An 11974-nucleotide genomic window follows, 5' to 3' on the forward strand; every position below is an offset into this window, starting at 1 on the left:
GCGTCAGCAGGGTCTTGAGTTCGTCGACGGGGATCTCGACGACATCGCCTGCAGCGCTCACCGCCGAAAGAGAAACCCGGACCCGCACTTCAGCCTTGCCGGGCCTTTTGGGCGGCGGYGGCGAGCTTGTCACGGGGGCGACAACGAACGTGTTGAGCTTCGTCCATTGCGTTGCGCCCGGCGCAGGCATGCGATGCGCCGGACTCACCGTCGAAGAATCGTTCCTACCTTCAAATTCTTCCACGAGTGTTTCTTCCAGCGTCGTCGTGGTCGACGATGTCTTGCGTATCGTAGATTTCGTGGTTTTCACTCTGAACCTCCTGGAATGCGAGAGTGATATGGCTCGGTTTATATGACTGCCGTCGGCTTTGCGTAGCTACCAGTTCGAAATCACGTAGAAATCCCCTCCGATCGATGAATCGCCATCGCCCACGCGAACGCGGTGTCCATTGCCGAACTCATCGATGAATATGACATTCCGAGCAAAGACGTCCGGTGGATCGCTTCCGTCATAACCCCAGGTGAAGTGCCAATTCGGGCGGAAAAGGTGCTGCATGTAGAGGATGGCGCCCTCCTCATAATTCTCAACGCCGCCTATATTGTTGTATACGTAATAGTTGCTGAGATAATCCGGGATGTCATAGAACGACGTTCCCGCGCCATGTTCCTTGGCGCAGGTCGTGAATACCCCTTCCCAGCTGGCCCCGGGCACGRCACCACCGCTCCCCGGACTCTTCGTGATCTTGAAGTCGCCGTTGTCCGCATGGACATTGACAGTCCCATTGATGACGCCGCCGGCGTCGGCGACATGCAGGAGGTTGATCCGCCGCCCGTTGTAGAGCAGCGTGATGTACACGTTATGGATCGTAAAGAAGCTGTTGTCGCTGTGGTCGCCCCACCGGTGCTGAAAGTTGGACGGCGGAAGGTTGAGCGGAGGGCGGGCGTCGACATTGACGGAACTGTCGAACTGGTTGCCCGAGGCACCGGGGCGCGTTTCAATGGGCTGGGAGGCTTGCGGCGGTTTGACGGAAGCTGCGATCCTGAGCGAGTCGACGCGATCACACGTTACGTAATACGTAACGGCAACCTGATCGGGGGCCAACCCACCCTTGCCCTGCGGACGATTGTCATGCGGCACATAGTTACTCGATGACTTTCCGGGTGCATTCGAGATCGCCCAATCGGCATCAGAATATTCGTTCTCGTCCCAATGAGCCGTCCATCCGCCGGGTAGCAGCTCACCCGTGTTGTAGTCGATGAGATTCACCATCGCTTTGAGTTCTGACTCCGGCACGGAAACATACGCACCGCTGGCGTTTCGCGGTGAAAGGACCACGCGGACCTTGACCTGCTGTCGTCCGTTGGCAAATACCTTCACCTGCGGGACGGTTTCCATTTTGTTTTTTCCACCCGCCCTGGGCGGATACTCGATGAAGAACGTTTGCAGGTGATGCCATGCAGTCTCTGTCGGGCCGACGCGCCTGTCATGCGGAAGTCTACGCGGGAGCTCCCGCTCCGCCTCACCACGGGCATGCCATACCGTGTCACTACCTTCTTCCTCCACCACCTGGACATTCGTGGTGGTTTCGGTGCGCGTGATTTCCGTCCGTGTCGTCCGCTTCGTCGTCTTCACTCTGAACCTCCTGGAATGCGAGAGTGGGTACTGCCTTTCGAGTGTCCTGCCGAACCGCCGGCCGCGACAATAGCCTGGAAGGGGTGGGTGCGGGGAATCGCTATTTGATATCGGCAGTCAGCATCCAACCGCTTATCAGCCAAGACTTTTTTGCGACGATTCCGTCGCAGAGCATTCCGTGGCAGCATCCCGTCATGCGCACCGACTATCTGATCCGTCCCATTGAACCGCGCGACGATGCCGACATGGCCGCCGTGATCCGCCACGTCATGCCTGAATTCGGCGCCGATGGCCCCGGGTTCGCCATCCATGACCCCGAAGTGGATGCACTTTCCGCCGCCTACGCACGGCCGCGCCATGCCTACTTCGTCGTCGAAAAGGACGGCCATGCGATCGGCGGCGCAGGCATCGCCCCACTGGAAGGCGGCGACGACGATACCTGCGAGCTTCGCAAGATGTATTTCTTACCCAAGGCACGCGGCATCGGCGCGGCCTCACGGCTCATGCGCCGCTGCCTGGATGCGGCGCGCCGCGCGGGCTTCCAGCGCATCTACCTGGAAACGCTGACCGGCATGGACGCGGCGCAGGTGCTTTACCTGCGTCATGGTTTTGCGCGCATCGATGCGCCGATGGGCGGCACCGGCCATTTCAGCTGCGATCGCTTTTTCCTGCGTCATCTCAACGACGGCGACCTCATCGTGGCGCCGGAGCCGCCGACTCTGCTGTTCGCGATCGACGACCCGGGCCGCGAGGACGTGCTGCCCTTGATCGAGCAATTGCACGGCTACCTCTCCGACCTCTATCACCAGCCCCTGCCCTACCACGTGGGCGTGGAAAGCCTGCGGCAACCCCACGTGACCTTCATGACGGCGCGCGTCGATGGAACGCCACTGGCATGCGGTGCAGGTGTGGACCACGGCGATTACGTGGAACTGAAGTACATGTATGTCGTGCCAGCGTGCCGCGGCATGGGGCTGGGCAAGGAAATGCTGGAAGCGCTCGAGGCCCAGGTACGTGCCGCCGGCGGGACGAAGGTGAAGCTGGAAACCGGCACGGCGCAGACCGAGTCGATCGAACTCTACGAGCGCTCCGGCTATCGCCGCTGCCCGCCCTTCGGCGATCATCACGCCCATCCCGCCAGCATCTTCATGGAAAAACCGCTTTGATCCGCATCGCCACCGGGGCAGACGCCGCCGCCTGCCACGCCATTTACGCACCCATCGTCGAGACCAGCGCGATCACCTTCGAGACCGAGCTGCCCGGCGAAGACGCCATGCGCGGCCGCATCCTTGCACGTCTGGCCACTCACCCCTGGCTCGTCTGGGAAGAAGACGGCGCCGTGCTCGCCTATGCGTACGGCGGACGCTTTCGCGAGCGCGCGGCCTACGACTGGATCGCCGAGACCTCGATCTACGTGGACGAAAAGGCCCGCCGCCGTGGCATCGCCCGACGGCTCTACGGCGCTGTGCTTGGCGCCATGCGCCTGCAGGGCATCAACCAAGCCGTGGGCGTGATCACCCTGCCCGGCGACACCAGCGTGGCGATGCACGAGGCGATGGGTTTCGCGCCTGCCGGCATCTGGCCGAAGGCCGGCTACAAGCTGGGGCAGTGGTGGGACGTGGGGGTGTGGAGCCTGTTCCTGTCGGAGCCCGAGACGCCGCCGGTGGCGGTGATTCCGTTTGCGGAGCTGGCCGCCTCCGGGGCCGTCGATCGGTTTCTCAGAGACCTCTGAACTTCCGGGGACGCCCCGTGGGAGCCGCTTCAGCGGCGATGCGTTCTGGCCGCAGCCTGGCCCGCTGCCGCGGGATCGCCGCTGAAGCGGCTCCCACACTATTCGGGCTCGCCACAGGAGCGGAGCCCTCCCTGCCGCGGCGCGGCAAGCCGGCCGGGTGGCCCCTCGGCTAAGATTGGCTTCTTTGCCAGTCGTACCAGCGGAGTATTCATGCAGCTCGAACAGGTCAGGGCCGTCATCACCGGCGGCGCATCCGGTCTCGGCCACGCCGTCGCGCAGCGCCTCGTCGCCGCGGGCGCGAAGGTCGCCCTCTTCGACGTGAACGAAGAAAAGGGCCATGCGGCCGTCGCCGCCCTCGGCAAGAACGCGAGCTTCCAGCGCACCGACGTCACCTCCGAGGAAGGCGTGACGGCCAATGTCGCCGCTGCGCAGGCCGYGATGGGTGGCCTCAATGTCGTGGTCAACTGCGCCGGCATCCTCGGCGCCGGCCGCGTGCTCGGCAAGGAAGGCCCGATGCCCCTGTCCACCTTCTCGGGCACGGTCATGGTGAACCTGGTGGGCAGCTTCAACGTGGCCAAGGCCGCTGCGCAGCTCATCCAGGCCAATGCCGCCGGTGAAGACGGCGAGCGTGGCGTGATCATCAACACGGCCTCGGTCGCCGCCTATGAMGGSCAGATCGGCCAGGCCGCCTAYTCCGCCTCGAAGGGCGGCGTCGTCGGCATGACGCTCCCTATGGCTCGCGAACTGGCGCGTTTCGGCATCCGCGTGAACACCATCGCGCCGGGCATCTTCTGGACGCCCATGGTCGACGGAATGCCGCCGGCCGTGCAGGAGTCGCTGTCCGCCTCGATTCCCTTCCCGTCGCGCCTTGGTCGCCCCGAGGAATTTGCCGACACCGTGGCCTTCATCATCAACAGCCGCTATCTCAACGGCGAAACGATCCGTCTTGACGGCGCCGTCCGCCTCGCCCCGAAATAATCGCTCCCACGCAATCCACTCCAAAGACATCGAAGTCGAACGCCATGAAAGCATCTGATGTGAAGAAAGGTAATGTCGTCGAGCACGACGGCACCGTGTACCAGGTCCGCGATATCGAACGCAGCTCGCCCTCGGCGCGCGGCGGCAACGTGACCTTCCGGTTCACGCTGTACTCGATCCCGGGCCAGCGCAAGTTCGACCTGAGCCTGCGCGCCGAAGACGACCTGAAGGAGGTCAGCCTCGAGCGCCGCCAGGCAAAATTCTCGTACATGGACGGCGACAACTTCGTCTTCATGGACGACGAGGACTACACCCAGTACACGCTCGGTCCCGATGTGGTCGGCGAGAACGCCGGCTATGTCGTAGAAGATATTGAGGGCTACTACGTGCAGGTGATCGACGAAGCACCGGTCGGCCTGCAGGTTCCGACGTCGGTCGTCCTGTCCGTGATCGATACGGCTCCGGAGCTGAAGGGCTCCAGCGCCACCAAGCGCAATAAGCCGGCCAAGCTGCAGACCGGCATCGAAGTGCAGGTTCCCGAATACATCACCAACGGAGAGAAGGTGACGGTGAATACGCTTACCGGCGAGTTTGCGGGCCGCGCTTCGTGATCGCATGACCAAGAGCTATTCGTTCCGCGCCAGCGTCATCGACACGTTGATTCGGACGAAGCGGCCCGATGTTCCCATGCGGGTCGCACTGCGCAACACTGCTGCGGTGGTGTTGCCGCTTGCCGCGGGCATGTACACCGGGTACCCGCAGGTCGGCATCGGCATCGCCGCCGGTGCGCTGGACACGATGTTCTCGGACCAGCCCGGTCCGTACCAGCAACGCCTCAACCGTCTCTTCCTGGCGGCGCTGGCAGCTGGCGTCGCTTCGCTGGTCGGCTTCCTGATCGGCGACGACGTGCTACCGATGTGCGTCGCCTGCGCGCTGTGCGGTTTCTTCGGTGGCCTGCTCGTCGTCTTCGGTGCGGACATCGCTCGGGTGGGCATGACCAGCATGCTGCTGTTGGTGATCACGGCCGCCACGCCACAAGACGTCCGCGGTGCACTCTCCGGCGGCGGCCTGATTTTCGCCGGCGGCATGCTTCTGGCGGTGTTCTCCATCGCGGCATGGCCGCTGCAACGCTATCGGCCGGAACGGGCCGCGCTCGCCCTGGTGTATCGCGGGCTCGCCGATCTCGCGCGCAAGCCGCACAAGGATGGCGAAGCTCCCGGCATCACCGATGCCATGAACGCCCTGCAGCTCACCCTGCTCGGCCGCCACCACGCACACGGACGTGCGATGGAAGCCTTTCGCGTGCTGCTCGAGCTTGCGGAGCGCATTCGCCTGGAGCTGGTCGCCATGGCCGAGCTCGAAGTGAAGCGCGAAAGCATGGGCGAGATGTTCCGCAATGATGCCGCCCGCGTTCTCACCGCCACCGCGGACGCCCTCGACGCGGCGGAGCCGCCGCAACGCGCCGAGCGCGCGCTGGCGACGCTTCAGGCAAGCGAACGCGCTCTCCTGGCCGGCACGACCGGCACGGGCATCGGTGCCCACATCCAGGCGCTGTCGGGCCAGCTCGCCGCCGTGGTCCGCAATACGAACTGGGCGGGCAGCCGCGGTGAAGAACGCGCCCAACGTGCGGAAACCAGCCTCCCCGAGACGTTGCGCAGCGCGTCGCCGCTGGCCACGCTACGAGCGAATATCACGCCGCACTCCGTGGCATTTCGTCATGCCGTGCGCTGCGCGGTGGTGCTCACGCTGGCTTTCGCCGTGTCGCGTTATTTCCACCTGCCACATGGTTACTGGCTGCCGATGACCGCTGCCATCGTGCTCCGCCCGGATTTCGCCGCCACCTTCAACTTCGGCCTGCTGCGTGTCGTCGGCACGGTGCTCGGCCTCATGCTGACCACCTTCGTGCTGCGACTGACACCGGACGTGGTCTGGGCGCATATCGCCGTGATGGGCGTACTGTGCGTGGCCTTCCGCTACCTCGCCGGGGCGCATTACGGCATTGCTGTCGCCGCACTGACCGGCACGGTCGTCGTGCTGCTCTCGTTCGAAGGCGTCGATCCGTTCAACGCGATGTCCGATCGCGTGCTCAATACCGCGCTGGGCAGCGCCATGGCCTTGCTGGCCTACGTGCTGTGGCCGTCGTGGGAGCGTAGCCGTGCGCGCATCGCCTTGTCGGAGATGCTCGTCGCCTATGCGGACTACCTCGACACCCTGGTCGAGCCGGCAGATCGCGGCACACGGCACCAGGTGCGCAATGCCACCCGAACCGCGCGCACCAATGCGCAGGCCTCGGTCGACCGCCTGCGCGCCGAGCCCGGCACGCCCGCAGTGCTGCAGGAACTGGCCGAAACCCTCTACGCCAACGGCAACCGCCTGGCGCGTACGGCGATGACGCTGGAAGCCCTCATCGATGTCGACGACGTCCCGGAGGAATGGGTCCATGTCGGGCCCTTCATCCGCGAGGCTTCGATGGCATTGCGCGAACAGGGTGAGGCCCTCACCGTGGCCGAAGGCGCGACGGTGCCGCCCGACCTCCGCGAGCACCAGCGGGCGCTGGTGCAGGCCCTGGCCCGGACGAAGGACCGGGAACTGGCCGACGCGATAGGGCGGCTCACGGACCGCCTGACGGACAACGTGGATACGGTGGCGCATGTGGTTACCCGGCGCTCCGTCACGCCCACCTGACACCGATACGGCGCGCCGGCGCCGGCGTGTTGCAGCGCGAGAGGTCCCCGGCCCCCGCCGGCGCTACACTCGACCCCATGCTGAAGATCGACACCCACGCGCACATCCTGCCCCGTGACTGGCCCGATCTCGCGGCCCGCTACGGCGACGACCGCTTCCCCGTGATGACCCATTCCAGCGGTCACCACCGGATCTACAAGGACGGGCGGTTTTTCCGCGAAGTCTGGGAGTCCGCCTTCGACGCGGAGCACCGGATCGCCGACTACGCGCGCTTCGGCGTYGGCGTCCAGGTGGTCTCCACGGTGCCGGTGATGTTCTCTTACTGGGCGAAGGGCCATCAGGCCCTTGAGCTGCACACGCATCTGAACGACGACATGGCTCGGGTCTGCCAGGACCACCCGCGCCACTACGCGGGCATCGGCACGGTACCCCTGCAGTCGCCCTCGCTGGCAATTCGCGAGCTGGAGCGCTGCATCGACGAGCTCGGGCTGCAGGGCGTGCAGATCGGCTCGCACTGCAACGAGTGGAACCTCGATGCGCCGGAGCTGTTTCCGTTCTTCGAGGCCGCCGCCGACCTCGACGCCGCCGTGCTCGTCCACCCGTGGGACATGATGGGCGCCGACACGATGCCCAAGTACTGGCTGCCCTGGCTGGTCGGCATGCCCGCCGAACAATCCCGCGCCGCCTGCGCGTTGATCTTCGGCGGCGTACTCGAACGCCTGCCATCGCTGAAGATCATGCTCGCTCACGGCGGCGGCAGCTTCCCTTATTCCATCGGCCGTATCGAGCACGGCTTCCGTATGCGTCCGGACCTCGTCGCCACCGACAACGCGCGCAACCCACGCGAGTATCTCTCGCGGATGTACTTCGATTCCTGCGTGCACGACGACGCCGCGCTGCGTTACCTGCTCGAGGTGGCCGGCACCGACCGCGTGATGCTCGGCACCGACTACCCATTCCCCCTGGGGGAACAGGAGCCAGGCAGCGGCATCGAAGCCCTCGGGCTCGACGACACCTCCCGGGCGCGGCTGTTCCACGGAACGGCCCTGGAATGGCTGGGTATCCCTCTGTCGCGCTTCCAGACCATGTCCGCCGTCGCGTGACGCAACGCACACTGTCGCGGGCCATGCACGACAGGACGCTGTGCAAGAATGCCCGCGTTGCGCCGCGCCGCCGCGGCCTCTACGGGGAACCCCTGATCGTGAAACGCCTCCTGCGTACCATTCCGTTTGCCTTCCTGCTGGCCAGCCCGTTCGCGACGGCCGCCGATGTATCCATGGCGGGCGGTGCCCTCCACGTGTCCGTCCCCGATACCTGGGTGCCGATCATGCAGTCCGAAGGCGAGACGGAGACCCAGGTATTCCAGGTACCCGGTTCCACCGGGGCGGACGCGACACTGGCGCGGGTGTCGATCACCCTCCAGAAGGTGCCCAACCTCAACGGTTTCCAGCAGTTCTCGGGAAACATGCGTAGCCGCGCCTCCGGCCTGACCGAATACGCCGCCGGCAAGGCGACCTCGCCCACCGAGCACGTGTACACGGCGAAGGAAGGCAAGGTAAAGCTCGACTACTTCGAGCGTTATTTCTACAGTGGTGGCTATGCGATCCAGCTCCGCTGCGTCCGCCCGACCGGCGATGCCAAGTGGAATGCCTCGTTCGACAAGGGTTGCGCCGAAGTAGCAGCCCGTATGCCCTCCTGATTCCCAAGGTAGTCAACGTATGACCGGTTTCGAAGCGACGCGCGGTTGGGCCCAAGCCCAGGATGCGGCCGATCCCCTGCGCGCGTTCCGCGACGAATTCCACATCCCGCCGCACCACGGGCGGGAAACCCTGTACTTCTGCGGCAACTCGCTGGGCCTGCAACCGAAGGGTGTTCGGGCGGCGGTTGAAGCGGAGCTGGCCGACTGGTCGGAGCTGGCGGTCGAGGCGCATTTTCGCGGCCGTTCGCCATGGATGCATTACCACGAGTACGTGCGTGACGCGATGGCGGAGGTGGTCGGCGCGCAGCCGCACGAAGTCGTTGCCATGAACACGCTGGGCGTGAACCTGCACCTGATGATGGTGAGCTTCTATCGGCCCACCGCCGAGCGCCCGGCCATCCTCATGGAAGCCGGCGCGTTCCCCACCGACCGTTATGCGCTTGAGTCACAGGTGCGTTTTCATGGCTTCGATCCTTCGACGGATCTGATCGAGATTCAGCCTGATGGCCCCGGCGGCACGCTGTCGATGGCGGCCATCGAGGAAGCCATTGCGGAGCATGGGCATCGAGTGGCGCTCGTCATGTTGCCGGGGGTGCAGTACCGCACCGGCCAGGTGTTCGACCTCGCCGCGATCGTAAGGCTGGCGCGTGCGCAGGGCTGTCTCGTCGGTTTCGATCTGGCCCATGCGGTAGGCAACCTGCCCCTGGCGCTGCACGACAGCGGCGCGGATTTTGCGGTGTGGTGCACGTACAAGTATCTCAACGCCGGTCCCGGTGCAGTCGCCGGCTGCTTCGTGCATGAGCGCCACGCGAACGCCGACGTACCGCGTTTTGCCGGCTGGTGGGGCCACGACAAGTCCACGCGCTTCCAGATGGGCCCGCAGTTCGTGCCCACGCCGGGTGCGGACGGTTGGCAGCTGTCGAATCCGCCGATCCTCGCGCTGGCGCCACTGCGCGCGTCGCTGGATGTGTTTACGCGTGCAGGCATCGACAACCTGGTGGCGAAGAGCCGCCGCCTCACCGCCTACCTCGACTGGCTCATTCGTAGCCGACTCGACGAGACGCTCGACATCGTCACGCCGAACGATCCCTTGCAGCGTGGTGCGCAGCTTTCGGTGCGCGTGCGTGCCGGGCGTGATGCGGGACGTGCCTTGTTCGGTTATCTCGAACAGCAGGGGATCATCGGTGACTGGCGCGAGCCCGACGTCATCCGTCTTTCGCCCACGCCGCTGTACAACCGCTTCGCGGATTGCCTGGGCGCCGTGGAAGCGATCGAAGCGTGGCGCGGGACGCAGGCGTGAGCGCGCAGGAGCTCTTTCCGGCGCCGTATAGCGAACGGGGCAATGGGTTTGCCGTGCAGGCGGTGACGCATTGGTTGCGTGTCGCGCCCGGGCGCGTGATGCTGGGTCTGAAGGCGGGTGGTTTGCCCGTCGCCTTGCCCGACCGTCCTGCGACGGTGTCACACCGCGGCATCGAAGCGACGTCGGACGGTCACGTCACGGCCATCGAAGATGTCAGCAGCGTCTGGCTGCGCGAGCATCCGGATGTCACCTCACGCTACATCGCAGCACTACGCAGCGTGTTGAAGAATCCACGTATCCGCCTCGACGGCTACGCGACACATGCCATCTTCACCGGGTCGATAGAGCTTTACGCGGGCTCACGTATGGACAGTATCGCGTTCGAACTCGACGATGAGGACGGTTCGTACGAGCGAGTGATCGAGCTTCTGCGTCACGCCCCACGCGACAGCCGCACCGCCTTCGCGATGCCGCCCGAACCCGGCATGGGCAGCTTCGAGGATCCGCTCTTTCTCGCGGGCGATCAGGCGTGGATAGATGGGCAGCGGGTACTCATCGAATACATCCCTGACGAAGGCGGTCGTGCGGAGACAGTGGCGCTTGATCGTGATGCATTGGCGGATGCGGTTGAGCGGGCGTGGTACGCCATGATCGACGTGGCCGAGCGGATACGCACGGACCTTGGTCGGCCGACTTAAGCGGGAGCACCCAGACCGGTACGTAGTTTGGATGCCTTGGGGGCGAGCCTGAACGTCATATCAAGTCATATCCGTGCCGCAAGGCGTCGAGGCTTTCTTGAGCTGCGGCGCGTACATCGGAATCAGGGTCCGTTGCGAGAACCGTTAGTGCGGCAACGGAGCGTTCCGACCCGTCCATGAATTCCAACAGGAAGGCAACGACCCATCGCACGTCGGGCGACGTGTCCGTCGCTGCCGAAAGGATCACGYCCCAGGCGTCATCCCCCCGAAGATGCCCGAGAGACGATATCGCCGAGAGTCGGACCTCGTCGTCCGTGTCGTGCGCCATGCGCGACAGTAGCGGAACGCTCAACGAGCGAAACGGATAATCAGGCGTCCCGAACTGGCCGAGCACATAGGCGGCCACTTCGCGCACGTAGGCGTCGGCGTGAGATGTAAGTCCGACAATTCGATTGAAGTCCTCGCTATCGCCGCCCGAAATATGAAGGAGGAAACCGGCTGAACTTCGCACGATCTGATCGCCATCCGTCAGGAGGTTGATCAACTCCGACGTGCTGCAGTCACTCATACCCTTGCGTACGAAATAGCGCGAGAGTTTCTCAGTTTCGTCGTCACTATCCAGCATCTGATCGCGCCTTAAGTCTCACGTCAGCACCTCACTCTGAACGGGGATGCCGAACCTGCCCTACCCCACGAACTACGAAGCGCTCGACTGTCAACGACTCCGCACCCATCGGACCGTACGCATGCAAACGCGTGGTTGAAATGCCGATCTCCGTGCCGAGACCGAGTTCACCACCATCACTGAAGCGCGAGGACGCGTTGACCATGACGACGGCGGAGCGGATGGCACGGACGAACTTATCCGCCGCATAGGAATCGCGTGTCGCAATCACTTCGGTGTGGTCCGAGCCATAACGACGGATATGCGCAATCGCGTCGTCAAGGCTGTCGACCACGCGTACGGCAATGATGAGATCGAGGAACTCTGCGGCGTAGTCGTCTTCGCTGGCGGGCTCAGCATCGTCGACGAGCGTTCGGGTAGCCTCGTCACCACAGATCTCGACACCCAGGTCGCGCAAGTCCCTTGAGGCTCGCGGCAGGAAGCTCGCCGCGATGTCTTTATGCACGAGGAGCGTTTCCAGCGCATTGCAGACGCCAGGGCGGCTGGTCTTGCCATCCACCAGCAGCCGCAGTGCAAGCTCCGGATCAGCATCGCGATCAACGTAAAGGTGGCACACGCCCTTGT

Annotated in this window: 12 protein-coding genes and 2 pseudogenes; 10 read left to right on the forward strand and 4 right to left on the reverse strand. The window is 64.5% G+C overall.

Annotation, left to right across the window (positions count from 1 at the left end):
• Together AC1DT2_RS07945 and AC1DT2_RS07950 are read right to left on the reverse strand one after the other, a co-directional pair.
• Positions 1–310 (reverse strand): hypothetical protein (locus tag AC1DT2_RS07945; RefSeq protein WP_477295696.1); only part of this gene is annotated, 310 nt, incomplete at its 3' end.
• 66 nt (positions 311–376) lie between these two features.
• Positions 377–1633 carry a hypothetical protein gene (locus AC1DT2_RS07950; RefSeq protein ID WP_477295698.1) on the reverse strand — a complete coding sequence of 419 codons (1257 nt, stop codon included), beginning with the start codon at positions 1631–1633 and terminating at the stop codon, positions 377–379.
• A gap of 194 nt (positions 1634–1827) precedes the next feature.
• On the opposite strand from AC1DT2_RS07950, the pseudogene AC1DT2_RS07955 reads away from it, so the two are divergent.
• From AC1DT2_RS07955 to AC1DT2_RS08000, 10 genes and pseudogenes are all read left to right on the forward strand, one after another.
• A pseudogene (locus AC1DT2_RS07955) lies at positions 1828–2313 on the forward strand (GNAT family N-acetyltransferase); the annotation flags it as partial.
• A 150-nt stretch (positions 2314–2463) separates the two neighbouring features.
• Positions 2464–2799: a GNAT family N-acetyltransferase gene (locus tag AC1DT2_RS07960; RefSeq protein ID WP_269447999.1), complete on the forward strand. Its 336-nt coding sequence runs from the start codon at positions 2464–2466 to the stop codon at positions 2797–2799.
• A complete protein-coding gene (locus AC1DT2_RS07965) occupies positions 2796–3365 on the forward strand; it encodes an N-acetyltransferase family protein (protein ID WP_477295700.1) in 570 nt (189 codons plus the stop codon). The genes AC1DT2_RS07960 and AC1DT2_RS07965 overlap by 4 nt, the downstream gene beginning before the upstream one ends.
• Positions 3366–3575: 210 nt before the next feature.
• Complete coding sequence (locus AC1DT2_RS07970) at positions 3576–4343, forward strand: SDR family NAD(P)-dependent oxidoreductase (RefSeq protein WP_477295702.1); 768 nt, start codon at positions 3576–3578, stop codon at positions 4341–4343.
• A 44-nt stretch (positions 4344–4387) separates the two neighbouring features.
• A complete protein-coding gene (gene efpL, locus AC1DT2_RS07975) occupies positions 4388–4954 on the forward strand; it encodes an elongation factor P-like protein EfpL (RefSeq protein WP_063572938.1) in 567 nt (188 codons plus the stop codon).
• Positions 4955–4958: 4 nt separating this feature from the next.
• Positions 4959–7028: an FUSC family protein gene (locus AC1DT2_RS07980; RefSeq protein WP_477295704.1), complete on the forward strand. Its 2070-nt coding sequence runs from the start codon at positions 4959–4961 to the stop codon at positions 7026–7028.
• Positions 7029–7105: 77 nt separating this feature from the next.
• Positions 7106–8131, forward strand: a complete 1026-nt coding sequence (locus AC1DT2_RS07985) for an amidohydrolase family protein (protein ID WP_477295706.1) — start codon at positions 7106–7108, stop codon at positions 8129–8131.
• 98 nt (positions 8132–8229) lie between these two features.
• Positions 8230–8727 carry a hypothetical protein gene (locus AC1DT2_RS07990; RefSeq protein WP_477295708.1) on the forward strand — a complete coding sequence of 166 codons (498 nt, stop codon included), beginning with the start codon at positions 8230–8232 and terminating at the stop codon, positions 8725–8727.
• Between the two features lie 19 nt (positions 8728–8746).
• Positions 8747–10027 carry a kynureninase gene (gene kynU / locus AC1DT2_RS07995; protein ID WP_213948392.1) on the forward strand — a complete coding sequence of 427 codons (1281 nt, stop codon included), beginning with the start codon at positions 8747–8749 and terminating at the stop codon, positions 10025–10027.
• Positions 10024–10725: a hypothetical protein gene (locus AC1DT2_RS08000; protein WP_477295711.1), complete on the forward strand. Its 702-nt coding sequence runs from the start codon at positions 10024–10026 to the stop codon at positions 10723–10725. The genes kynU and AC1DT2_RS08000 overlap by 4 nt, the downstream gene beginning before the upstream one ends.
• Before the next feature lie 55 nt (positions 10726–10780).
• Here the strand turns inward: AC1DT2_RS08000 and AC1DT2_RS08005 are convergent, their stop codons facing one another.
• Both AC1DT2_RS08005 and AC1DT2_RS08010 read right to left on the reverse strand, forming a co-directional pair.
• Positions 10781–11350 (reverse strand): HEAT repeat domain-containing protein, encoded by a 570-nt coding sequence (locus AC1DT2_RS08005; protein WP_477295713.1) that lies wholly within the window; start codon positions 11348–11350, stop codon positions 10781–10783.
• A 31-nt stretch (positions 11351–11381) separates the two neighbouring features.
• A pseudogene (locus tag AC1DT2_RS08010) lies at positions 11382–11974 on the reverse strand (glutamate-5-semialdehyde dehydrogenase); the annotation flags it as partial.

The sequence above is a fragment of the Luteibacter sp. P4_E6 genome, from assembly GCF_056401535.1.